This is a genomic window from Pelagibius sp. 7325, assembly GCF_037652055.1.
Lineage (GTDB): Bacteria > Pseudomonadota > Alphaproteobacteria > Kiloniellales > Kiloniellaceae > Pelagibius.
Window position 1 is genome coordinate 122,083 of sequence record NZ_JBBKAH010000004.1, and the last position, 23,589, is coordinate 145,671.

General features: G+C 63.3%; 22 protein-coding genes. 12 read left to right on the forward strand and 10 right to left on the reverse strand.

The window, feature by feature from the left end; translation table 11 throughout:
* Position 1: 1 nt before the first annotated feature.
* Positions 2–1,504 carry an ATP-binding protein gene (locus WDC82_RS13550; protein WP_340117871.1) on the reverse strand — a complete coding sequence of 501 codons (1,503 nt, stop codon included), beginning with the start codon at positions 1,502–1,504 and terminating at the stop codon, positions 2–4.
* 448 nt (positions 1,505–1,952) lie between these two features.
* On the opposite strand from WDC82_RS13550, the gene WDC82_RS13555 reads away from it, so the two are divergent.
* Complete coding sequence (locus tag WDC82_RS13555) at positions 1,953–2,489, forward strand: AraC family transcriptional regulator (RefSeq protein ID WP_340117872.1); 537 nt, start codon at positions 1,953–1,955, stop codon at positions 2,487–2,489.
* 332 nt (positions 2,490–2,821) lie between these two features.
* On the opposite strand, the gene WDC82_RS13560 is transcribed toward WDC82_RS13555, so the two are convergent.
* On the reverse strand, positions 2,822–3,979 hold the full coding sequence (locus WDC82_RS13560; RefSeq protein ID WP_340117873.1) for an L-dopachrome tautomerase-related protein: 1,158 nt from the start codon (positions 3,977–3,979) through the stop codon (positions 2,822–2,824).
* Positions 3,980–4,268: 289 nt separating this feature from the next.
* Here WDC82_RS13560 and WDC82_RS13565 point away from each other — a divergent pair, with 289 nt between their 5' ends.
* Positions 4,269–5,375, forward strand: a complete 1,107-nt coding sequence (locus tag WDC82_RS13565; RefSeq protein ID WP_340117874.1) for an L-dopachrome tautomerase-related protein — start codon at positions 4,269–4,271, stop codon at positions 5,373–5,375.
* A 12-nt stretch (positions 5,376–5,387) separates the two neighbouring features.
* Here the strand turns inward: WDC82_RS13565 and WDC82_RS13570 are convergent, their stop codons facing one another.
* Entirely contained in the window at positions 5,388–6,269 is an 882-nt protein-coding gene (locus tag WDC82_RS13570) for a LysR substrate-binding domain-containing protein (protein WP_340117875.1), read from the reverse strand.
* A gap of 168 nt (positions 6,270–6,437) precedes the next feature.
* On the opposite strand from WDC82_RS13570, the gene WDC82_RS13575 reads away from it, so the two are divergent.
* The 8 genes from WDC82_RS13575 to WDC82_RS13610 all read left to right on the forward strand — a co-directional run bounded on the left by WDC82_RS13575 (position 6,438) and on the right by WDC82_RS13610 (position 13,882).
* Positions 6,438–7,466: a zinc-binding alcohol dehydrogenase family protein gene (locus tag WDC82_RS13575; protein ID WP_340117876.1), complete on the forward strand. Its 1,029-nt coding sequence runs from the start codon at positions 6,438–6,440 to the stop codon at positions 7,464–7,466.
* Positions 7,467–7,506: 40 nt separating this feature from the next.
* Positions 7,507–8,265, forward strand: coding sequence for a glycine betaine ABC transporter substrate-binding protein (locus WDC82_RS13580; RefSeq protein ID WP_340117877.1), 759 nt, complete (start codon positions 7,507–7,509; stop codon positions 8,263–8,265).
* A 135-nt stretch (positions 8,266–8,400) separates the two neighbouring features.
* Positions 8,401–8,736, forward strand: coding sequence for a carboxymuconolactone decarboxylase family protein (locus WDC82_RS13585; RefSeq protein WP_340118148.1), 336 nt, complete (start codon positions 8,401–8,403; stop codon positions 8,734–8,736).
* A 180-nt stretch (positions 8,737–8,916) separates the two neighbouring features.
* Positions 8,917–9,945 carry an alkene reductase gene (locus WDC82_RS13590; protein WP_370661549.1) on the forward strand — a complete coding sequence of 343 codons (1,029 nt, stop codon included), beginning with the start codon at positions 8,917–8,919 and terminating at the stop codon, positions 9,943–9,945.
* 34 nt (positions 9,946–9,979) lie between these two features.
* Positions 9,980–10,495, forward strand: coding sequence for a DUF302 domain-containing protein (locus WDC82_RS13595; RefSeq protein ID WP_340117879.1), 516 nt, complete (start codon positions 9,980–9,982; stop codon positions 10,493–10,495).
* Between the two features lie 4 nt (positions 10,496–10,499).
* On the forward strand, positions 10,500–11,771 hold the full coding sequence (gene soxC / locus WDC82_RS13600) for a sulfite dehydrogenase (protein WP_340117880.1): 1,272 nt from the start codon (positions 10,500–10,502) through the stop codon (positions 11,769–11,771).
* Complete coding sequence (locus tag WDC82_RS13605; protein WP_340117881.1) at positions 11,758–12,303, forward strand: cytochrome c; 546 nt, start codon at positions 11,758–11,760, stop codon at positions 12,301–12,303. The genes soxC and WDC82_RS13605 overlap by 14 nt, the downstream gene beginning before the upstream one ends.
* Positions 12,304–13,315: 1,012 nt before the next feature.
* Positions 13,316–13,882: a helix-turn-helix domain-containing protein gene (locus tag WDC82_RS13610; protein WP_340117882.1), complete on the forward strand. Its 567-nt coding sequence runs from the start codon at positions 13,316–13,318 to the stop codon at positions 13,880–13,882.
* 196 nt (positions 13,883–14,078) lie between these two features.
* Here WDC82_RS13610 and WDC82_RS13615 read toward each other — a convergent pair whose 3' ends face one another.
* From WDC82_RS13615 to WDC82_RS13630, 4 genes are all read right to left on the reverse strand, one after another.
* Positions 14,079–14,369 (reverse strand): hypothetical protein, encoded by a 291-nt coding sequence (locus WDC82_RS13615; RefSeq protein WP_340117883.1) that lies wholly within the window; start codon positions 14,367–14,369, stop codon positions 14,079–14,081.
* A 57-nt stretch (positions 14,370–14,426) separates the two neighbouring features.
* Complete coding sequence (locus WDC82_RS13620; RefSeq protein ID WP_340117884.1) at positions 14,427–14,741, reverse strand: DUF6634 family protein; 315 nt, start codon at positions 14,739–14,741, stop codon at positions 14,427–14,429.
* A 112-nt stretch (positions 14,742–14,853) separates the two neighbouring features.
* Positions 14,854–15,333 (reverse strand): hypothetical protein, encoded by a 480-nt coding sequence (locus WDC82_RS13625; RefSeq protein WP_340117885.1) that lies wholly within the window; start codon positions 15,331–15,333, stop codon positions 14,854–14,856.
* Positions 15,334–15,479: 146 nt separating this feature from the next.
* Complete coding sequence (locus WDC82_RS13630; RefSeq protein ID WP_340117886.1) at positions 15,480–16,151, reverse strand: GIY-YIG nuclease family protein; 672 nt, start codon at positions 16,149–16,151, stop codon at positions 15,480–15,482.
* 609 nt (positions 16,152–16,760) lie between these two features.
* Here WDC82_RS13630 and WDC82_RS13635 point away from each other — a divergent pair.
* Complete coding sequence (locus WDC82_RS13635; protein ID WP_340117887.1) at positions 16,761–18,239, forward strand: transposase; 1,479 nt, start codon at positions 16,761–16,763, stop codon at positions 18,237–18,239.
* Here the strand turns inward: WDC82_RS13635 and WDC82_RS13640 are convergent.
* Positions 18,236–19,261 (reverse strand): tyrosine-type recombinase/integrase, encoded by a 1,026-nt coding sequence (locus WDC82_RS13640; protein ID WP_340117888.1) that lies wholly within the window; start codon positions 19,259–19,261, stop codon positions 18,236–18,238. The two genes, WDC82_RS13635 and WDC82_RS13640, sit on opposite strands and share 4 nt — an antisense overlap.
* Before the next feature lie 291 nt (positions 19,262–19,552).
* On the opposite strand from WDC82_RS13640, the gene WDC82_RS13645 reads away from it, so the two are divergent.
* Complete coding sequence (locus WDC82_RS13645; RefSeq protein WP_340117889.1) at positions 19,553–20,044, forward strand: 3-methyl-2-oxobutanoate hydroxymethyltransferase; 492 nt, start codon at positions 19,553–19,555, stop codon at positions 20,042–20,044.
* Between the two features lie 308 nt (positions 20,045–20,352).
* Here WDC82_RS13645 and WDC82_RS13650 read toward each other — a convergent pair whose 3' ends face one another.
* Entirely contained in the window at positions 20,353–21,432 is a 1,080-nt protein-coding gene (locus WDC82_RS13650; protein WP_340117890.1) for a DUF3800 domain-containing protein, read from the reverse strand.
* 122 nt (positions 21,433–21,554) lie between these two features.
* The gene (locus WDC82_RS13655) at positions 21,555–23,585 is read right to left on the reverse strand and encodes a UvrD-helicase domain-containing protein (RefSeq protein WP_340117891.1); all 2,031 of its coding nucleotides are present in this window, start codon (positions 23,583–23,585) and stop codon (positions 21,555–21,557) included.
* Positions 23,586–23,589 lie beyond the last annotated feature (4 nt).

Genomic DNA, 23,589 nt, shown 5'->3' on the forward strand with positions numbered 1-23,589 from the left:
GCTACTGCCCCTCTGCTATCGGCAGGGTTACCCGGATGGTTGCTCCCCGCTGCGGGTTATTTTCCGCCCGGATCCGGCCGCCCAAAGTTTCTACGATCGTGCGGGAGATCGACAGGCCCATGCCCATGCCTTCCAGCTTGGTTGAATAAAAGGGGTCGAAGAGGCGGTCCATGGCGGCTTCCGCGATGCCCGTTCCGTGGTCGCAGACAGCAAGGCCGATCCAAGCATCTTCGACACCATTTGCGGTAAGCAGCAACTCCCGGCGCCCCGGGGGCGTCCGTTCCATTGCTTGTATACCGTTGATCGCCAGGTTGATAATGACTTGCTGAAGCTGGATACGATCAGCCCTGATCTTCGGGAGCTGCGGTGCGATATCCAGGCGGATCTCAACCCCGTGGTCGAGGGCTTCTCGCTGCAGCAGGTCTGCGGCCTCCCGCACGATGGTGCCCGGATCCATCAGCGCGAACTGCGGCTCCGACTTGGTGGCGAGCGCCCGCAGGCGCTTGATCACCTCGCCAGCCCGGCGTCCCTCGGAAATGATCTCCTGGATGCAAACCCGAGCCTCTTCGAGATCGGGCGGAGTTCTGCTGATCCAGCGCAGGCTGGCATCGCCGTTCGTCACCACGGCCGCCAGGGGCTGATTCACCTCGTGGGCGATGGAGGCGGTCAGCTCGCCCAGCGTGGCCACGCGCGAAACATGCGTCAGCTCCGTCTGCGCTTGCCGTAAGGCGGACTGGGTGCGGTTGCGCTCGGTAATATCGAAAACACTCACCAGGACGCTGCCGTACATGTCGGAGTCGCTGGGGAAGGTGGCGCTCATCAGGATGGAGCGCGTTTCGCCGCTGACGGTTTGAATCACGGTCTCGTACTCGAAGGACCGTTTGCCTTCGAACATTGCAGAGATCAACTCGCGAAAGGATTGGACCGTCTCCGGAAGAAAGAACGGCTTCAGGGACGAAGTTACCTCGTCCTTGCTCTCGGCATCCAGCAGCCGGACGGCCCCGACGTTAGCGTCAACGATCTGGACCATGGCGATGCAGTTCTCGACAAACTGCGGGTTTCTTTCGAGATAGCGGCGAATGTCGACCACACCGCGGTCGGCCAGACGATCGAGGGCCTGCTTCACCTGGCTGAGGTCATGCTCCCAGATCGCCACGCCGGCAGACTCGAAGATGTTGCGGTACCGCCGTTCACTGCGCGCCAGCACCTCCGTGGCGCGTTTATTGCGCAGAGCCAGAAAGGTAGTGATACCAATTGCCGAGAGGCTGACCAGGCAGCGGAGGGCCGAAGAATCGAAATAGTCCTCACTGTGGCTGGCCAGGTAACTCAAAACTGTTAGAGCGCCGCAACCGGCCGAAACCAGGACGAGGCCCTGCCTGCTGGTCAAGTCCATCAGCATAAGAATAACGACGACGTAGAGGACCGCGACGGCGATGCCCGCGGGGCTCAGGGTGTCGAAGAAGAAGATGGCGATCGCCAGGACGCCCGCGAGCAGGGCGCGCACGCCGGGCAGACCCCTGCCAGTTGGCACATCGGCGGGCAAGGGGGCTGAGGCCTCGCGACCGGCTTTTGGAGAGAGAGCGGATGGCATCGGGGGTGGCTCGTCAAGCACCGGCGGGGGACTGGTTGGTGTCTGGTCCGTGCAAGTCTAATCCGGCAGCGGCGAAGCGCGAAGAGGCAACTGCGACCAGGCTGGCCGATCCCGGAGCGCGGCTCTTCCGTGAATTCGTGCCTCTATAATACCTTGGTATAGTCTGCCTTCCGAATGTCGTATCTGCTTTTACCCCCGTAGAATTGTTCGGTTTCTTGCCCTGATGGAAGCTGCTTGTACGGCTGGTGGCCATTGAGATGAGCCTAGCGGCCGATGCGAAGCCCAAACCCAAGCCAGGGGGCAAGACATGCTTAATCATTCGAGCCAGCTTCACACGAACAAGGGAACCCCGGCGTTCCTCGTGGCCGAACACGCCGCCACCGTAGAGGGGCTTCTCGTCAGCGCCCGCGGCATGCTGCGCGCCGACCGGGATGCTGCCCGCCGTTACATCGAAAAGGCGGCCGCGCTGCTTGATGAGGTTGTGGCGGTGGAGAACGCCGGCAAGCCGCCCGCAGCCGCGGCCAATGCCGCTCTGGTCAGGGGCGGTCTTGCTCCCTGGCAGATGAAGCGGGTCCGCGCTCACGTCGAGGAGCGCCTCGGCGATTCCATTGCCATTGAAGAACTCGCCGAGGTTTGCCGGCTGAGCGTCAGCCACTTTTCGCGCGCCTTCAAGGCGAGTTTCGGTGAGCCGCCGCACGGTTACATCGTGACCCGGCGTGTTGAGGCCGCGAAGCGTGCCATGCTCACCAGCGATGAGCCGCTGAGCCAGATTGCCGCGGCCTGCGGATTTGCCGACCAGTCCCATTTCTGCCGCCACTTCCGGCGGGCAGAAGGCAAGAGCCCGAACCTTTGGCGCCGCGAGCGCGCCGTCGGACCGGAACTGCTGGCGGCGGAATGAACGCTGCCCTTTTGAAGAAATCTTGAACGGGGAGGGGGCGGTCATGACGAGGTACGTGCACGCTGACCGGTGTCGCAATGATAGTGGCTTCGGCCAGCGCCAGGCTGCGACCGGAGAAGCCATGACGGTGCCGCTGGAGTGGAGACTGCTTCCCATACTCTTGCTCCTCCTGCTTGAACTTTTCTCTCTCGGCGTTCATGTCGTCGAGCTTTCGTTGGCGCTGCTTCTGCTCGCCATGCTGGCCGCTGTTGTCCTGCTGCCCGGACTTTCCAGATCTGGTCTGGGCGGCGGACCGGGGCTGCGTCGGGCGCGCCGGCACAGCCCCCATCCTGTCACTTCAGCGAAACCGGCCCGCCATCGACCCTGACCCGGAACAGCACGTAGGGTTTCTCGCGCAAGTCTTTGTTCCCCTGGAACTGTGGCTGGCGGTGAAGCTGATTGGCTGTGAAGTACAGATAGCCGTCGGCGGCAACCGACAAAGTATCGGGCCAAAGGACGCGGGGATCATGAACGATGGTGGTCCAGGCGCCATCGCTGTCCCGGCGATGGATCGCATTGTGCTCATAATCGCTAGCGTACACGCGTCCGCGGTCGTCGGCTTCCAGGCCATCGGAAGCGCCTTTCTCGCCGAGATCCGCAACGGCTCCGCCGACTTCGGCGTCGGTCGCCGCCGGGTCGAGCAGCAGCGCCGTCGGGACCGAGAACAGGTGACGGCTCGACAGGGGCGAGTAATAGAGCGTCCGGCCGTCGGCCGAGAGGGCGATGCCATCGGACGCCACATTGAAGGGGGCCGGGGCCTTGCCCGGCGTCCGCAGTGCCAGGCGTTCGCCTTCGACGATGGGAACGAAGGTGGGGTCGGGGGAAGTCGAGGGATGTCCCGTCAGCCGGCGCCGGGCCGTGCCGCTGGCGAGATCCACCACGATGATCCCGCCGGGGCCGGAAACGGAAGAGTCGGTGATGTAGGCCACGCCGGCGGAGCCCTGGCGCAGATCGAAGCGCACATCGTTCACGTAGGTCGTGTCGAGCACGACCGACGTCGGCAGAACGATCGTCCTGACGATGCTGTCCGTCTTCAGATCAACGGCGACCAATTTTACCGCACCGGCGATCGGGGCAGCAAACCCGGGCGCGCCGGTATCGAGCAGCCAGAGCCGGTCCGTTGCATCCACGACGACGCTCTGGACGCTGCTGAGCGTTTCGCCAGGGCGGGCGGGGTCGAAGGCATTGGCCGCTGCATTGGGGTAGGTCACGACATCACCGCCGCGGATCTCCGCGACGGTGAAAGGAACGTCATCGCCCCATCGCGGAAAGTTCACAAAGATACGCCCGCCCGACGAGACTGTGACGCCCGTCGGCATGGCGCCGGTGAAGGTGAACACCGGTTCGATCGTTCCAATGGAATGTTCGGACGGCAGCGAACCGGCGAGGGCGGTATGGGGTGCAGAATGGGCTAAGGCCAGGATGAAGGCGGCAGGCAGGGAAAACTTCATGGCAGTTACTCCGGGTTGAGCATCGCGGTCACGCAGGGCTGCGGCCAGCCTGACCGCTTTCTCGCCGTGACTGTTGTGAGGTTCTCTGCATCGATAAGTGCTCCCGACCGGTGGCGCACACAAACGCGTTTTCTTGATTGCTTCTAGAGAGATGGCGAATGCTTGCGATGCTGTTAGGAGGCGATCTATCAGCCTTCCAGCTGGCAGAAATACGATCTTTGCGTTCGATCGGGTGCCTCTGGTGGCTCATCTCCTATGAGTCGTTTTGCGGCATAAAACGGAGGGCCCCATGCCGAGATCCCGCCTTTCTCTCTTCTCGCTATCGTTCTTGCTGGGCGGTGTCTGGACGGCCGAAGCTTTGCCGTCGCACGCGCAAGCCGTGCCTGCTCTGTCCATCGTGGCGGAGTCCGACGGCATGGTCTGGAATGCCGTCGCTGTCGACGGGGCCCGTGTCTTTGTGGCCGGGCCACGGTGGATCAGCGGGAAGGGGCCGGCTGTGGCCAAGCTTAACGGCGCTGGCCACCCGATAGCTTATCCCGGCGAGCGCTGGAACAGCTGGCGGCCGGCCGCGGATCCAGCGGCGGTTTTCGTTAGCGTCAATGCAATTCACCTCGACGGGCGCGGCGGGCTGTGGGCAATCGATACCGGCACACCGGGCTTCGGTGAAGATCCTCTGCCGGGAGCGCCCAAGGCCGTCCGCATCGAACTCGCCAGCGGGCGCGTGGAGCGGATTTATCGCTTCGGGCCCGACGTTGCGCTACCAGGGAGTTATATCGACGACATCCGGTTCCACGGCGATCACGCCTATCTGACCGACGCGGGGCGGCCGGGCCTCATCGTCCTGAACCTGACAAGCGGGGCTGCCCGACGTGTTCTTGACGGAGTGCCTGCCGTGACGGCACCGGATGACCGGCCGATCATTCTAGACGGCGAGGTCCTGCGCGGGCCGGATGGCACGCCGGTGAAGGTGAATGCCGATCCCCTGGAGGTCAGCCCCGATGGGCAGCTCCTCTACTTCGGTACCCTGCACGGGCCCTGGTACAGGATCGAAACGCGGCTTCTTGACGATCCAAATGTGTCGGCCGATGCCCTGCTGGCTGCGGTCGAGCCATGGGCGGACCTGCCTCCCGTCGGGGGAACGGTGATGGATCGGGACGGCAATCTCTACTTCACCGACCTGGCTGCGAACGCGGTGAAGCGGCGCTCGCCGGACGGCAGCATCACGACGGTCGTGCAAGACTCCCGTCTGCATTGGATCGATGCGCCGATATTGGCCGACGGTACGCTGTGGCTGCCGGTGCCACAAATCGACCGCGCCGCTCTGTTCCACGGGGGCGTATCCCGCATCGCCTGGCCGGTGCGTCTTTACCGTTTTCCAGTGGAGGCGGCCGACTAGAGGCCGCGAGCATCACGCGACCAGCGTTACCGTCTGACTGGCGGCGAGGCTGTCCATCAGGTAGGCCACGAGAGGTTTGACGATTTCGGCTTCGGCGGTGTCCTCGCCGATCAGAACGATCTCCGTCATCGGCAGGCTGGGCCAGTCTGCCGGTACCTGCACCACCTGCAGGCCCTCTTGAACGAAGGACCGCCCGAGAATGCTGATCCCGAGTCCAGCTTCCACGGCGGCCTGGATCCCCATGAGGCTGCTGGCTGTGCAGGCGAGCACCCATTCCTGGCGCTGAGCATCGAGGGTCCGCATGACGAGGTCCCGGTACGTGCAGGGGGGCCCGAGCAGGACGAGAGGCAGAGGCCTGGAGAAGTCCGCCTCGTATTCCTTGGCGGCCAGCCAGACCAGCGGTTCTCGCCAGATGACCCGGCCACGCTGGGCAGCACCGTCCTTCTTTGCGATGACGACGTCGAGCGCGCCCTCGTCATAGGCCGCCAGCAGGTCGCAGCTCAATCCGGTCTTCAGTTCAAGCTGAACCTGGGGATAAAGACGCCCAAAGCGGCCGAGCAGGTTCGGCAGCTGGCGCGGGATGAAATCTTCCGAGATCCCCAGGCGAAGCACGCCGATTGCGGCCGGTTCCAGCAGGTTGCGGACGGCAGCGTCGTTCAGTTCCAGCATGTGCCGGGCGGTGACCAGGAGCTGCTCGCCATCGGCGGTGAGGCGCAGCATGCGACTCGTGCGCTCGAACAGCCGGCGCCCCAGGGCCTCTTCCAGCCGAATAATCTTCTGGCTGACGGCTGACTGCGAGCGGCCGACGACCTCGGAAGCGGCCGTAAAACCGCCGGTTTCGGCCACCGCGACGAAGGCGCGCAGAAGATCGATCTCAAGGTCCGGAATGCGCATGGCGGGTCCCCGTATCAATTACCGATACAAATAGATGCCATTACTACTATTCGCAAGATTAATTGCTCTCGATCCCTAAATTTCAATGGAACGAGCCCCTTGGCGGGCAAATCGCAGCTGCCGCCCGACAGGGTCGGCCAGGCATCACAAGAAAGAGGGAAGTTAATCATGAAAGCCATTGGCTACCGCCAGCCGTTGCCGGTCTCTGACGAAACGGCCCTGGTCGACCTGGAACTGCCGGCGCCCGATCCTCGCCCGCGCGACCTGCGGGTGGCGGTGAAGGCAGTCTCGGTCAATCCGGTCGACGTGAAGCAACGCAGCAAGGCGGCGCCGCCGGCTGGAGAGGCGCGCGTTCTCGGCTTCGATGCCGCAGGCATCGTTGAGGCTGTGGGCAGCGAAGTCACCGGATTCAAGCCGGGCGATGAAGTCTACTATGCCGGTGCCATCGATCGTCCCGGCAGCAACAGTGCGCTGCAGTTGGTCGACGAACGCATCGTCGCCCATAAGCCGAAGTCGCTGACCTTCGCCGAAGCGGCGGCCCTGCCGCTCACCTCGCTGACCGCCTGGGAGCTGCTGTTCGACAGACTGGGTGTCGAGTTCGGCCGAAAGACGGAAGCCGGAAGCCTGCTGATCATCAACGGGGCGGGCGGTGTCGGATCCATTCTGACGCAGCTGGCCCATCGGCTGACGGGACTGACCGTCATCACCACCGCTTCCAGGCCCGAGACAATCGCCTGGAGCCGCGAAATGGGGGCCGACCACGTCATCGACCACCGCAAGCCGCTGGACGAGGAGCTGGCCCGCATCGGCTTCCCGGAGGTCGACTACATCGCCAGCCTGACCGCGACCGACCGGCATTTCCCGGCTATCGCAAAGGCAATCCGGCCGCAGGGGCGGATCGCGCTGATCGACGACCCGGAAATCTTCGACATCGTCCCGCTGAAGCGCAAGAGCGTATCCGTGCACTGGGAGCTGATGTTCACGCGCTCGCTCTACCAGACGCCGGACATGGGCGAACAGCATCGGATCCTGAAGTCCGTTGCGGAGCTGGTCGACGCCGGGCTGGTGAGGACCACCATGACCGAGGATCTGGGGCCGATCACCGCGGCCTCTCTGCTTGAGGCGCATCGTCACCTCGAAAGCGGCCGCGGCATGGGCAAGACGGTTCTGAGCGGCTTCTCCGGCGACCAGAGCTGAAGAGAGCCGCCGAGGCCCCAGAAAAGCGAGGAGTCTTTCAATGAATATGCCGCTTCGGGTCGGCCACATAGACCTGTCGTTTCACGATGCAAGCGCGATCGAGGTCGAGAACGTCTTGCGGCGTCATGGCCACGCCGTCGAGCGCTCGGCCGCTCCCCATGAAGAAATGTTCCGGCGCCTCGGCCGTGGCGACGTTGATGTGCTCGTCTCGGCATGGCTGCCGTCAAGTCATGGCGGCTACCTGGCGCCGATGGAGCATGACGTGACGAGGATCACGGTGCTCTACGAACCTTACTGCATCTGGGGCGTACCCGACTACGTTCCGGAGGAGACGGTGAGCGCGGTCAGTGACCTGTTGAAGGAGCCGGCCGTCTCCCGGATGCAAAAACGCATTCAGGGCATCAATCCGGGCGCGGGGATCAGCCGATTCTCCCAGGCGATCGTCGAGCAGTATCGGCTGGGCGATGCGGGCTACAGCTTTCATACCGGTACGGAAGCGGAGTGCTTCGACGGTTTCGAGAGGGCTTATGCGGAGGGACGCTGGCTGGTCATCCCGCTTTGGCATCCGCAGTACCTGCATAACCGCTACAGAATCCGTGCCCTCGAGGAACCCCGCGGCCTGCTGGGGACCACCGATGCGGCGACCCTGGTCATCCGTAACGAGGTGATGGGGCGGATTCAGGCGGGGGCATTGGCGGAACTGGAGTGCCTGAACCTGGGAAATCAGCGGGTCAGCGCTTTAGACGATGCCCTGCACCAGTCGGCCGGGCGTAGCCAGACTCTTGCGCAACGCACCTGAGGTGGCGGCTCGTGCCGCCGCGGCAGGACTCCTCCATCGACGGGAGGATCGTCCAATAGCCGGTAGCGGGCGAGGCGCACAATGGGCCGCAGAACGGTATTGCGACAGCAAGTTTCTTTGGAGACCACGACCATGATGATGGATTGGAATGAATACCGCCGACAAGTTACCGCCGGCGTCGGTGAGATCGGCCGGCTCAGCACCGATACCGTGAAGGGCTATGGCACGCTCAGCGGCGCCGGAGCGAAGCAGGATCTGCTGGGCGCAAAGACGCGCGAGCTCATCGCTCTTGCCGTTTCGGTCACGGTACGCTGCGACGGCTGCATCGCCGTTCATACGGATGCGGCGCTGCGCCAGGGTGCCACCCGGGAAGAGATTGCGGAGGCCCTGGGTGTGGCGGTCGCGATCAATGCCGGGGCGGCTCTGGTCTATTCGACGCGCGTCATGGACGCCTACGCGAGCCACGACTAGCGGCCCGGCGACAAACCGTCGGGTCAAGAGCCGGATGGCAATCGCGGCCATGCCGGATGAAGCGAACACAGAGGATCGATGATGAACGCAAGTCCGCAACAGACTCACGCGGACCATGCCAGCGACGAACTCTTCGAGTTCCTTCCGCTGGGGTCCCTGAGATTGCCGAACAGGGTTGTCATGGCGCCGCTGACCCGTAGCAGAGCAGGAGACGGAGACGTCCAGGGCGCAATGAACGCAACCTACTACCGTCAACGCGCCTCGGCTGGCCTCATCATCTCCGAAGCGACGCAGATCTCGGCCCAGGGGAAGGGCTATGCCTTCACCCCTGGAATCTATTCGGATGACCAGGTGGCCGGCTGGCGGTTGGTGACGGATGCGGTGCACCAAGCAGGCGGCCGCATCTTCGCCCAGCTCTGGCACGTTGGTCGTATCAGCCATCCAGACCTGCAGCCGGGGAATGCGCTGCCAGTGGCTCCCTCCGCCGTCAAGCCGGAAGGGCAGGCCTTCACGGCGAGCGGCTTTAAACCGATGGTCACGCCGCGAGCGCTGGAGCTGGAAGAGATTCCCGGAATCATCGCGCAGTATGCCCACGCAGCGCAGGCGGCCAAGCGCGCGGGCTTCGACGGCGTCGAGATTCATGCGGCAAACGGCTACCTACTGGACCAGTTCCTGCGCGATGGCACCAACCGGCGCACAGATGCTTATGGCGGCAGTATCGAAAACCGGGTCCGCCTGACCCTGGAAGTGGCGGCGGCGGTCGCCGGCATCTGGGGCGCGAGCCGTACTGGCATCCGCGTTTCGCCTGTGACGCCGCATGCCGGCGGAATCACCGACAGCAACCCGAAGGCGCTGTTCAACCATCTCGCGGGTCGCCTGAGCGAGATGGGGCTGGTCTACATGCACGCCATCGAGGGAGAAACGCGCGGGGCCCGGGACTACGACCCGATCTTCGACTTCCGGGCCTTCCGCCGTGCGTTCAGCGGCTACTACATCGCCAACAATGGCTACACAAAGAGCCTGGCTGCCGATGCCATTCGCAGCGGTGCGGCGGATCTGGTGTCGTTCGGTAGACCATACATCGCCAATCCGGACCTGGTCGAGCGCCTGCGCCGCAATGCGCCGCTCAACGAGGGAGATCGGGAGACGTTCTATGGCGGTGGCGCCAAGGGCTACATCGACTATCCGACGCTCAACCCTGAAGCCTGAACCGGGCAGGTCAATCATGAGGGATATCCACGTCATGACATCAAGAGCCGGTCTGGCCGGCGGCGCCGTCATCCGTCGCCATGCCCTGGCGGGTCTGATCGCCGTTGCCGGCGCCACGACCATCTCTCAGGCGCTGGCAAAGTCCCTATCGAAGGAGGACAGTGTGAAATTGAAAAGCGCCTACCCCTATGCCGAAACGCTGGAGCGCCTGAGAGCCGCGCTGAAGGATGCCGGCTTTACCATCTTCGCGGAGATCGATCACAGTGCGGCCGCGCACTCGGTCGGTCTGGAGATGCCGCCGACAGTCGTCGTCATCTATGGGAACCCGCGTGGCGGTACGCCGCTGATGCTGGCTGCGCCCGACTTCGCCCTGGAACTGCCCCTTCGCGTCCTGGTGCGAGAGGCGGGAGCCGGCGCTTGCTACGTGACCTTCAATCGCTCCGAAGGCCTTGAGGAAAAGCATGGATTGCCAGCTGGCATGACCGCCCGCCTTGCGCCCGCCGAGGCGATCTTGATGCAGCTCGGCGCCGTGCCGGTGGTGCAGGAGTAGGGGCATGACGAAGCAGCCCCCGGCGCTCCCTGAACCGCAGCGTGGCCACCTCCAGTCCCGCCGCGGCTTTCTCGCCGCATCCACCGTTGCGGCCGGTACCATCGTTTCAGGCCGGGCACTCGCCGACAGCCTGGCGGACGTGCCGGCGCGCGAGCCCGGCGAGGACCTCTCCGGGCTCAGCGAGCGCTCGCCCTTTGTGCATATCAGCAGGATCCCGGAAGCGGGACCCGGACAGCGCAATGTCGACCCGGGCGATGCTATCAACTCCAAGGCACCCCTCGACAAGCTGGTCGGCAGCATCACGCCGGCCGATCTCCACTACGAGCGCAGCCACGCCGGTGTGCCGATGCTGGATCCGGCGCAGCACCGCCTGCTGATCCATGGCATGACCGAGAAGCAGTTGGTCCTGACGATGGATGACATCAGGGCGATGCCGTCGATGTCGCGCACGGTGTTCATTGAGTGCACCGGAAACGGCTGGGAGAACTGGCACAAGGCAGACGAGACGCTCACGGTGCAGAACACCCACGGTCTGATCAGCACCAACGAATGGACCGGGGTGCCGCTGTCCTTCCTACTGGATCTGGTGGGTGTCGACCGTGATGCCCTTTGGATGCTCGCCGAGGGAGGCGACGGTGCCGCCGTTGCGCGCAGCGTGCCGTTGACCGACGAGGTGATCGACGAAGCGATGCTGGCTTACGGGCAGAACGGCGAGCCACTTCGGCCGGCGCACGGCTTTCCGCTGCGGCTGGTGCTTCCGGGCTTTGAAGGCAACATGAACATCAAGTGGCTGCGCCGCCTGAAGTTCGGCGACCGTCCCTTCATGACACGCTGGGAGACCGACCGCTACACCCAGCTTCGGCCGGACGGCAAGGCGGAGCAATTCCATCTTCATCAGGACGTGAACTCGGTCATCACCTCACCCTCCGGCATGATGTCGATCCGGCCCGGCTACAACCGGATTACCGGGCTTGCCTGGAGCGGCCACGGCAAGGTCACGCGGGTGGAGGTGAGCACCGATGGCGGTGCCAGTTGGCACGACGCGCAGTTGAACGGCCCGGTCCTGGCCAAGGCACAGACCCGCTTTCAGATGGATTGGGCCTGGAATGGAAACCCAAGCAGGATCGTCAGCCGCTCAACCGACGACAAGGGGAACGTGCAGCCCGACCGCAAGAGCTTTCTCGAGCGTGTGGGCGCCACGGCCCTGTTTCACTACAACGCCCAGCAGACCTGGCGCATCGGCGCCGATGGGAGTGTCCGCAATGCACTCGATTAAGACCGTGATCATCGCTGCGGCCGCCGCCGCCTTGTTGAGCGATTCCGCCTTGGCCTTTCCCTATGATTTCGGCCGCCCGGCGACCAAGGAGGAGATGGCCCTGTGGGACATAGACGTGCGGCCCGACGGCACCGGCCTGCCGCCGGGCGGGGGCACTGTGGCCGAGGGCAAGGCGATTTACGCCGACAACTGCGAGGGCTGTCATGGCGAGGCGGGGCAGGGCGGGATAAAGGACCGCCTGGTCGGCGGCCAGGGTACCTTGGCGACGGGCCATCCTGTGAAGACCATCGGCAGTTTCTGGCCCTATGCGACGACGCTGTACGACTACATCCGCCGCGCGATGCCCTATCCTGCACCGGGATCGCTCAGCGACGACGAGACCTATGCCCTCGTAGCCTACCTGCTGAACCTGAACGGCATCGTGCCTGAGGACGCCCGGCTCGATCAGAGCAACCTAGCGAAGATCAGGATGCCGAACCGGGACGGTTTCGTTCCCGATCCGGAGTTCAGGACCATCACCAATTCGCGTTAAAGCTGGTCGGCAGAAGGGGTGAAGGACGTGGCCAGGGGACCGGTAGCCGGAGGGCGGTCGCACGGCCTTTGTGGAGGAACTCCTGAAGCGCCTCGGCAGCGGGAAGCCGCGTGATGCTTCGGACTTCGGCTTCTGGCACGACCGGGAAGTTGGGAGGAGGACAGAGCGTGTCCGCTCTGTCCCGGTCAGGCGACATTGAGGGTCTGAGTACCAGAGACGGCACCTCAGGAGTCTTAGGCGGACCTGGACGATTGGAGCGGGCAAGCCGGCTCGTGAACCCTGGCGAACTTTCCAACCGGAGATGTCTCGGTAACAGGTCGGTTCAGAGCTTGGAGCGGTGTAATCGCGCGGTGGGCAGAAGACAATTCCCCCTACCGGTGCCATGGCCGTCCCCGATAGGTCCTGCCGGGACCGCACCCGACCCTTTCCGATCCCTTTTCGGGGAGCGCTCAAACTTTGCTCGATTATCGCCATAGGTACCCTGCGGACCCTGCTCGAGGGAAAGCGGCCGTCAACGCCTCCGTGATCGCTGCTTCGCGCTACGGGCTCTTAAGCGACCGGTTTCGGGGGAGTGGCTGGGCGACCTGGATGCGAACCAGGACTAAGCATAACTATCAGATTTCGCAGCCATTTTGGCAGACGCCAAAAGGCAATGTGTCACAGCGTTTGGGCACAGTCCAGAGGCATTTGTGTCGAATGCGGTTGCCCCGAGGCCTTGGCCGGGCAGCGCCCTTCCTGATGCCGGCCCGGCCTGCCGCGGCGCCGTCAAGCGTTCCGACGGTGCCCAACGGCGAAGGCACGAAGCTCCGGGAGGCGGCCGGATGCAGTCGTGCGGAGGAGCCTCTTCCACTTGGCACAGAGCCGCTGGGCCGGAAGAGCGACCGGCCCCCTGCAGCTTCGATGCCGGGCTGCTATACTGCCGGCAGCAGGTGGCGCCGGGAGGCCCGGTGTTGAGGGGAAGTCCCCGGCCGGAAGCCCGGACCTTGAAGGCTGCCAGGACAGGAGCGACGCCGTGACGGATTCGATAGCAGGCCTCGGGGAAGAGCTTGCGGCCCTGCTGAGAGCGCAGGGGATGCAGGTCTCCGTGGGAGAGTTTATCCGGCTCGTCGGCGAGTCCATCCATCGTCAGCGCAGTGCGCTGCGCCCCGGAGGATCCTCTCCGGAGGGAAGCTTCGTGAGAAAGGCGATCGCCGACTACTCGGCGCTCGTGGCACGGTCGCTCAGGGTCCGCGAGGCGGCTGTGCGTCTCAGGGTTGACGAGAGTACCGTCCGCCGCAGGATCAGGCGCGGGGACCTCTACGGATTTTGCTCGGAGAGGCACTGGCTGCTGCCACAGTTCCAGTTCTGCGAATCCGGGACACTGCCGGGTCTGGCGACAGCCCTGAAGGATATCGACGGCGGGGCCCATGCCCTTTCCGTCCACCGGTTCTTCGTGATACCCCGGCGTGATCTGGTGGTAGGCCAAGAAGACGAGGCCGTGTCTCCCCGGCAGTGGTTGCTGCGCGGTGAAAGCCCGGAAGTCGTCAGGAAACTCAGTGCGGCCATTGAGCCGCAGATCTGCATGGTCCGGGATCGCTGACGAAGCTGGTCTCTTCGAGGGTGGTAGGCAGCCTCGCCAAATCGCAGCTACCCACGCCAGGACCAGCGCACCCAGCTGAGAAGGTAAACACGGCGTTTGCTGGGTCGTGACCTCTGCCTAGTGGAAGAGGGCCAGAATGGTCGTTCGGCTGCCGGCCGAGACGGAGATGCGCGATCTCCTGGAAGCCTTCGAGGCCTTATCGGGACTCAGAAACATAGATCCACTCCACGCCTGACATCTCAAGCCAAGAAGCAGATGGAAGCAAGCCCAAGATTCGGGTAAGTGAATGATCTGCGGCGAGGAGAGGGCAGCGTTCGAGAAAGTGGGCAAGGGCGCCCAACGGTAGGCCGAGAACGACAATGTCATGCAAAGCAAATTGATCCTCCCCCTCGGTGCCGAGTAATGCCGCTCCGCCAAGGAGGTTGACGATCGCTGAAGGTTCGGCCTCGCCGGAAGCGACTCTGCTCTTCAGATCTCCGGTGCCCATGGTGTTCCTCTCGATTCGGCCGGCAAAGCGCCGTTTCCAATATGGCGACTTAGTCAGTCAGTGATGCGTCTTCAGGAGGTCTTCCCAGGGCGCGCCCAGGCGATAAAACCGCGACAGCGTGCGGGCGGTAGTGCGATCTGGAGCGAGCCACACCACCGCGCTCGTTTCGATGAAGTCGTTGTCGGCGAGCTTGGGGTGGCCGGTTACCTGACCCTGCAGAACAAGGAAGCGGCCATGTGCGATGACGGTCCAGTAGTTCAGAAGCGGGGCGCCGTTGAGGTCTTCTTCTGTGGGGTTCTCTCCGCGCTCCAGCCGCTCAAGCACGGCCTGAGCGCTGCGCATTTTTTCCAGAAGAGCTTTCACTTTAGTCATAGGGGCGATCTCCAAAGTATCGAGTGGGCTGAGAGGTGCCGGCCTGACGTCATACGTTCGGACCGCGACTGCCTCGGTGGTAGAATCGTCAGTTGGTGAGGACCTGCCGGCATCATTCTGAGCTTTGCTCGTGATGCCCTTTGCGACCCTGAGCTTCTTGATCTTCAAGGCCGAGCAGCTTCAAGAGTGTGAGAAGCTCATCGATGAGCTGGCTTGCGCGTAGAGATCGGCCGGGAACCTCATGGCAGTCGGGCAGTTCCGGCTCTGCCAGGGGCTTCAGCGTGACCAAGTCAACTACTTCGATCATCCGGTTCCGCAGCGCAGAAACGACGGCGACACGCTCGCGGGTGGAGCCGGGGACGCTTTCCTTTCCGCACCGCCACCGGGCAAGGCATCGGCAAGAGGGGATATCGAGAGCGGACCTGATTTCGATCGGCTGGCAGGTCCAAAAGCTCAGCGTCCCGATCGCCGCTTCGAGAGCGACGAGCGCCAGCCGGTCGGGCGCGTAAGCAGGTGGATGGTAGCGGGGCCTGCCTTCCTCACAGGTTGTGGACTCCTTGGCACCCGGTTGCTTCTTTTCTCGCATGTCCATCCCGTCTTCCGTGCGCTGGCAAGGAGCGACGCTCCCAAAGCCCCGTTTTTTTACCTGAGAGCTGAATTCCCTGATCTTGGGTCTCGTGACACCGGCAGGGCAGGGAATCGCGCTCTCAGCAGAAAAACCGGGGGCTGGCGGCGCCCTCATGAGGGGGACTCTCCCCGGATTGCCGGTCCGCTTTGCCTTGGGCGGGGCTTCGGCAGGCGTCTCCGGCGCTTCTTCGCGGAGATAGTGGCCGGTGGGCTCGTCCGGGCTGCCCGGCGGGTACGGTTCGGCACCGGGTCAGGCAATGCGGTCTTCTGGCAGAGCGGCTTCAGGATGCGGATCCACTTTCCCGGCCAGTGGCGCTTGCGCGCCAGGAGGAAGGCTTTTCGAAGCTCGCCGGGATCGCCGCACCAGGCGATCTTCGGACCCCGCCTTTTCTCCACGGGCAGTTCTTGACGGGCGGCGACAATGAGCCAAGCGAGCTCCAGGCGCCGTAGTAGCTCTTCATCACCGGGCGCCACGGCTTCCAGTCTGATGACAAGCAATCCGCTGCGGCCCGATACGACGCGTGACAGAACTGCATCGGCAGACGTCGGAGGTCGCCGATAGGAGCCGCTGCCACCGTGCAAAGCGGAATGGCAGCGCGAAATGTGCTGTCGGATCCGCGCTCTCAGGTCTTTGGTCGAGCCTATGTAGACTTGGGCGGCTGGACCCTGGACGACGAGAGCGTAGACGCTCGGCGCGTCCACCGTTGCAGGACCAGTGGCTGGTCCGGTCAAGTCGAGTATCCACACCGGGACGTCTTTGGTTGTGAGCGTGTAGAGCAGCATTCGTTTCCCCTTTGGCTGGGCAAACGATGGGTCGGAAGCGAAGCGCCCTTCAACGAAACAATTTCAAAAATTGGCAAATAGTTTTCTGGAGGCCGCCGGGTCGATCTGCGATCACGCAGATCGACCCGAACCTTGCCTGCGAGCTATGGGTGATTGCTTCGAAGTGTCGGGGAGAGTGTCTGCACCGCGGCCTCGAGAGGCCTCTCGAGGCCGCGCCGTGCTTGGTGATTCCCGCACCGGGACTGTATCGACCACTACTATGGTCGATACAGTGGAAACGGGAGAAAACAACACTCTGCGGCAATCACCCTTAGCTCGCGTTTGGTAGTGTGGCGAGGCGATTTCAAGTCACTCGGACACGGGGCGATCAGAAGATCGCCGGCGACAGTCTGTGCGCTGCGGTGATGTCTGGCAGGGAGACCATCTCCCTTGATCATGGAGATGGCGCCGCTGTTGCGCCTTCGCCAGCGCTTGGCCACGAATTAAATCTCCCGGAGTTCTGCGCCTTTTGAGGGGTCAGCTTGTGACGCCAATTTTTTCTACTAGGTCACCAATGCAGCCGCTGCCGGCACCGCCCGGCGCTCCAACTGCAAGGAAAGATCACAGACCATGCCTCGCTTCTCCCGCCGCTCCAAATTCGCCATCCCCTTCGAAAACGACGGCTCCGTTCACCCCCAGTTTCTCCCGTATCGCAACGTAGAGACCCTCCGCCGCCACCCCGTACTGGCGACTCTCGCCGGCAAGACGATCGTCGCCAGCCGTCTCTGCGGCGCCTACCATCCCGACAGTGAGACCCGCAACCGCGAACTCGCCGAGGGCAGCGTCTACCTCGGCGACGTCCTCGTCCGGGTCTACGGACCGACGATCGGCGGTGTGCCGACCGAGACCTACATCTTCGTGCCGGTCTACGAAGAGCCGGCCAAGCCCGGCGAGAAGCCGCTCTGCAAGGCGCTCTTTCCGGCGGGCATCGATCCCGAAACAGGGGTCGACGAAACCCTCGTGTCCCTCCTGGAGCGGGAGCTGGCTTACCACTCCATCCAGCACTGCCGCTGGGCCACCCTGGCGCCGCGGTCGGTCATCGAGGCGGTCGCCGAGAGCCTTCCCACGCGCCAGCGCCAGGCTCTCAAGGACGACGGCTTCGAAGTCACCTTCATCGGGATCGACGGCGTGAAGCTGAACCAGCAGGTCGGCACCAACCGGGGCGCGTTGAATGCCACGGCTTCAAATCCAGCTCTCGGCATCCATTTCCCGCTGCTTCTGACCGACATGAAGAAGGGCCATCGCTCGAAGACGGCGGCCCGTCTGGCGCGGGCCATCCTGGAGCTGGCACGCCCCGATGATCCCTTGGCGATCGTGACGGACTACGGCCTGGAGGACCGGGCGATTGCCGCCATGGCCGTGAAGATGGCCCAGGCGCGCTGTCCCGGACTCGATCCCTATTTCGTCATCGATCGTTTCCACATCCAGAAGGCCTTTGCCGATGCCTTCAACGAGTTCCGCATCGAGACCCACCAGTCACTCGCACGCGACAGGTTCGGCAGGAAGCGCAAGCGCCTCTCCAAGGAGCGGCTGAAGAAGATCAAGGCCATCAAGCGCGCCGCCAAGGCGCTCTGCACCACGCGCTGGTCGACGCTGGAGATGAAGCCCCGCTCCAAGGCCCTCGTCAAGGCGGCCTTCGAAGCCTCCGCCGACCTTGAGGCCGCCTTCTGGCTGCTGGAGGAGCTGAGGCAGATCTTCGACTGCCGGACGCTCGCAGAGGCCGAGGCCCGCTATGCCGCCTGGAAGGAGAAGCTGAAGGCTTCCGGTCTCGACTGCTTCGACGCCCCGGCGAACAACCTGGAAAGGGAGTGGGACGCCGTGAAGACTTACTTCGTGGTGCTCGAGATCCTCGATGCCTGCTATCCCGGGCTGCGCTGCAAGGTCGGCACCAATCACGCCGAGAATTTCAACAAGGAGGCCAAAGCGGTCTGGCGCGATGCCCGTCGCTCTTCGATTGCACGCCTCGAGCAGCGCCTCATCGCCCGCAGGGGCTATCTCGTCCAGGCCCGCAGCCTGCGTCTTCTGAAGGACACCGGCTCCGAGGATTAGGATCGCCGGCCGCCGGGGGCGCTTCGCTTGCCTCCGGAGGGCTTCCGGGCGGCGTGGTAGCGCGCGACCGCTCCGAGCTCCGGCAGGAGGTCCGCTGCATAGTGAGCCGGCATCGCGGGATTGGCCCAGCCGCCGGCGAGTTGCACCGCAACGAGGGAATGGCCGTCGGCCACTAGGTCGACGGCCATGCCGATTCTGGTCGAGTGACCGGAGATGCGCCTTTCATCGAGGCCGGCTGCCCGCGCCATGGCTTTGAAGCGTTTGGCGACGCTCTGCGGGTGGAAGCTGTCGCCGACCCGACCGCCATTGTCCACCTGGCAGAAGATCGCCCCCTTCTTGATCCGAGCCCGCCGCAGCCACCACCGAAGCGCCCGGCAGGTCTCCGGTGACAGCCACGCGCTGCGCCCATCAGGATCGGCCTTGGTCCGGCGCAGCAGCACCCGCGCATCGCCGGAGGTGGCGCGGAAATCCAGATCCGCGACTTCCAGCCGTGCCAGCTCCGAGCGGCGGGCCAGCGTGTCGCGCGCTGTCAGCAGCAGCGCCCGGTCCCGGCAGTCCCTCAGAGACCGGCCGGTGGCGGCCAGCATGCGCTTCACGTCGGCGTCCAGCAACGGCGCGCGCCGACCCTCGGGGCGCTGGCCTTTGAGCCGTGCGAGGCCGCGCAAGGTGATCCGGACCTGATGATCCTGAATCGGATTGGCCACGCCCAGGGCCTGGTGGATATGGGAGAGGCTGGCGAGGCGCCGGCGCAGGGTCGAGAGTCGGTACAGCGGCGCCAGGTCCGCCAGATAGCGCATGATGGTCTCGGCACTGGCGGGGAAGGGGGCCTGACCGTTCTCGCCACACCAGCGGGAAAAGCAGCGCCAGTCCGAGGACATGATCTGCCGGGTGCGCTCGGCGTAGGCCGCGCCGAGCCGCTCGAGGTAGCGGTCGACGGATGCGGTCAGCTCAGTGCCGGAGTGCGGCGTTGCGACCACGACGGTGGTCCCGCGCGGGGAGAGTCCGTTCTTATCCTGCAGCATGACTTCAGGCTCCCTGTTTTGCATAGCGGCACTCGGGGTCGGGACCGAAGTGCCGGCGCTGGCTTCCTGTGTTGTTGTATTCCTTGGTTGACCTCAAGCGCACCCATAAGGGTAGCAGGCAGGCTGGGATTGGCAGATAGCCTTTGTTCCCCCGAAATTTTGACGGAGAGCGGAATTCCTTCGGCGGAAAGGGGGCGGGACGAGAGAGATGAAAATCTGGCTGTGGGCGAAAATTTCAGAGGTCGATGGGGAGGGCTCCTCTTCAACACCAACTGTCCGAAAGACTTCGCCTTGCAGTGGCTTTCCGAAGTCGGCATTTCTCTCTCCGCCTCCGCCACTACAGCGGAGACCATTCGCTTCCTCACCGCGCGCGGCATCCTGGTGATGCCCCATGTCGGCCTGACACCGCAGGCGGTGAACGCGCTGGGCGGCTACAGGATGCAGGGCCGCGGCGCCGATGCCGGGCGCATCCTGAACGATGCCGAGGCCGTTGCCGAGGCCGGCGCGTTCTCCGTGGTGCTGGAAAAGGTGACGGCCTCGCTGGCCGACCGCATCACACAGGAGATCGCAATCCCGACCATCGGTATCGGGGCCTCTGCGGGCTGCGACGGCCAGGTGCTGGTGATCGACGACATGCTGGGCATCTCCGCCGACTTTCAGCGGAAGTTCGTGAAGCGCCAAGTCGAACTCGGCCGTGACGCCGAGGCCGCCATCGCGGCCTTCGCCGAAGAGGTGCGCAAGAGGCGCTTTCCGGGCCTGGAGCACGTGTTCGCGGACAAGTGAGCGCTGCTCGCCATCCGCGATGTCATATTTGTCAAAGAGTCTCTTTTCGGCTGATGTAGCTGGGTGAGTAACTGTCTATGTGCCGAATTAGATTGCAAATTGGTGGCCGACCGTACCGCCGGGGACGTTGCAGAGCGCCTGAGACGCGAATGTTGCGTCACCCGCCGGCCAGCCAAGCAACACGTTGCCGCCAAACATCCCAGCCACGTGTGCTTCTTAAACTGCTCACTGTTGCACTCCGTTTCTTGCCAATGTCATCGGCAAGAAAGCCAGTTGCGCCTCTAATGGGAGTGATTGCGGAGCTTTAGTTAGTCGCTCTTCCGCGCCGTCACCTGCTCGCTGATCCATTCGATTGCCTTGCTACCGTCCCATCCTCTCATACCAAGCGCGTCGGGCGAGACCTCGGGGCTCGGCCATAGGCCACCGACGATCAACTTTTCGATACCTGCTTCCGCAAGTCGATTGAAGTATGCCTGCTCGTCACTATGTTGAACGCGGTTCCGCAAGAACGCGGCGGTAGCGCCGGCCAGCACGTCACAAATCTGTAGCTGACATTCGTCCTCCGAGTTCGCAAAGCGTGTACCGGCAACATTCATCGGAAATTGCTGGGCTCCGCCTGGATTTTCGAACCTAGCAGCCGTCAGATCAGGTGACGTTAGGGCATCCCACAACCACTTTTGCTTCGCCATATTTGCGGATTGATCATGGACAACCTGCCAAAGGTCATCATGGCGGCTACGCCAGACATGCCCGAGAAAGACTAGCCCTGGCAGCGCGATGTCGAGTACGCGATCCGGCAGACCGCGAACGTGGTCAAGGCCCAGCAGGGAAAATGATGGAAGCAAATAGCGGAGAGCTTCCTTGCGGCTAGGATCCGCCCTAGCATTTGCTTTGCTGATAAATGTTTCGCACTGTTTGAAGGCTTTCGGTGTCTTGGCCCGCATCATGTGCTGAAAATGAGCAAGCAGCCTATGCCGAAAGCTTGGTGTCCAGAAGCCTGCCAGACAATAGAACATCATATTTGCCATGGCGAGGTTGGCACCGTCCTTATAGAGATTGAACCCGTTCCGGTAGGCGAGAGGCTCAATCCACCAATCAACAACGAGCGTCATCAAAGAAAATTCTTTGTGAGCAACCCATGACGCAGCTCGACGCGGATCGCGGGCGACAATAGTCACCAGCTCGATAATTTTTTCCCGGTATCGAGGGCTTCGGCGCAGGCGGCCATATTTAAGTTCTTTCGCATTTATATCGGCAAAGAGCGAAGAAACGATTTTCCCGGCTTCGTCAGAGTCAAAATCGACCGTCGCGTGCGCGAACACTGGCTGTTCTGCCGAGAGCAGGTCTTCACCCGTAAATCCACTCTCATCGACGTAAAAGGTTCGCATGATTTTACAGCCCAAACAGTTTCACAAACCACGGACAGAGCATGCCCGCTTGCATGGCGCCTAATGATGGGCAGCTCATCGAGCGAGCCTTGGAAGATTGCGAGGGAGGCTATCTACGTGAGTCACTGCTCCGGCTCTTCTTGTGCTTCCAGCCACTCTGGGTCGGCTGGCCCGATCCGTGCAACGCGCCAACCGCGACGCATTAGTCTTGCGGTCTCCCCAGGTTCAAGGGAATCCTCCCGCAGCGCCAGACACAGCAGGCGGGCAGGGCGGGTCATCGCCACATAGTGCAGCTTGAGTCTTGACTGGAGTGCGGAATTCGCTCCTCCGCCACCCCTGCGATCACCGAGCAGCCATGGCTTCAGGGTCTTGAGGTGGTGAGCGTAGTAGAAGGTTTCGAGGACGAGCGTGGCCGTATGCGTCTCGCCTTTGACGGCGTGGATTGAGCCTACTCTGACGGCCACTGCCGGTTCGTCAGGCGGATAACGGAAGATATTGTCGGATCGGCTCTCCTGACCCTGACCGGCTCCACCGCCAGCGGCGTCTCCCCATGCGAGAAAGTCCGCCACCGCCTGTTCGTTCGCGCCGACGCCGGTAATCTCATGGGCAATATGGTCGGCCTGCGGCCGCCAGTCCGCGGTCCATGCCGCCTCTGTCAGGGCCTGCCGTTCCACAGCCATGACCCGCACCAGCTCCAGATATGCCGATTTGGCAGCCGGCTTGTCTTCCATCAGTTCGAGAACATATCGATGCTTGCGCTTGCGCGTTCCCGGAGAGAAACCAGGGGCCATGAGACGTGCCAACCTGATCACGGCTTCGGCGATCTTTTCAACGAGAGCATGGGTTTCTCCCGTCATCTCCGCCAGCCGGCGGCCGGCGGTCACATACTGGATGAAGGTCTGGGGCTGAGGGTCGGATCGGCTGATGACGGGATCGTAGGCCGGCCAGTAGTGCCCGACATTCCGCGGCAGGTTATTGTCGCCGCCGGGCCTGTGCACTGCACCGACCGCGGTGAACATGCCATCCTGACGTTCGCGCTCGGAAAACACCTCGACCAGATAAGCGGCATAGGTTTCAAGGACGCGCGCCATGCTGTCGTCATCGAAGAGGAAAATCGCGTGCTTTCCTGCGGTATCCGATTCCCCTTCCGCGTTGACGCGTCTATTGCCCCGCAATCCCTGCGGGGCGAGAGCGAGGGGATCGGCAAAATCCGCAATCTCCTGCCCGAACCGGAAACTGTTCGGGATGTCGGCGCGGATGTCTGCGGCCGGGAACGGGTCCGTTGCCGCCCCGTCGCTCTGGCTGATGTTCTGATAGATCGCCTGGTTCGCATCGCCGTAGCGCTGGCGGAGAACAGAGTCATCGCCTTCGGCGAATACGCGGTGCAGCAGTCTTGATTGCTGCTCGCTGTTATCCTGAATCTCATCAATGAACAAGAACGGAAAGCGGGCACGCAAGAATGCCGTAACCTCCGGCGCTTTGTCGATGAGGTCATGCGCCCATACGAACATCTCGTTATGGCAGAAATACCCTTCTTCCGCAGATTGCCGGCAGGCAGCGACCAGCGCCCGGTATGTCGGCGTATCCCGTCCCAGCGCGCCTCTGCCCCAGCGCATGTCACCGACGCCGAACGCCGCGTCCTGTATCCTCAGAATGCCCTCGTCGTAGCGGTTGTTTTCCAGACCGCGGCGGGTCGCATGCGACAGCTTTCGCCAGCGCCGCCGTAGCGCCACATCGTCGTCGATCATCTCGATCGGGTAGCCGTTCGAGCGCAGCCAGGGGATGGCGAGGAACTCGTTGACGAATCCGTGGATGGTGCCGATAAAGTGCGGATATGAGAGCAGACGCTGGCCTTCCGCCGTGTTGCCAAGGCGCTGCTCGATTTCGCGCCGCGCGACATTCGTGTGCGACAGCACGCACAGGCCGTTGCGCGGCGCCGTCCACAAGCCGGCGAGGATCGCCAGCTTGGCGACAAGGAGCGTCGTCTTGCCGCTTCCCGGACAGGCCTCGATATCCCGCGCCGCGAGCGATTTCAGGACCGCAAGGCGGGGGTCCTGACCGTTGGGTCCGCTGAAGGCCGTCTCGGGCAGCCGGAGTATGCGGCATACCCGCAGGACCGCTTCATCTGTGATATCAGGCGGGTCGAAAGCCATGCCA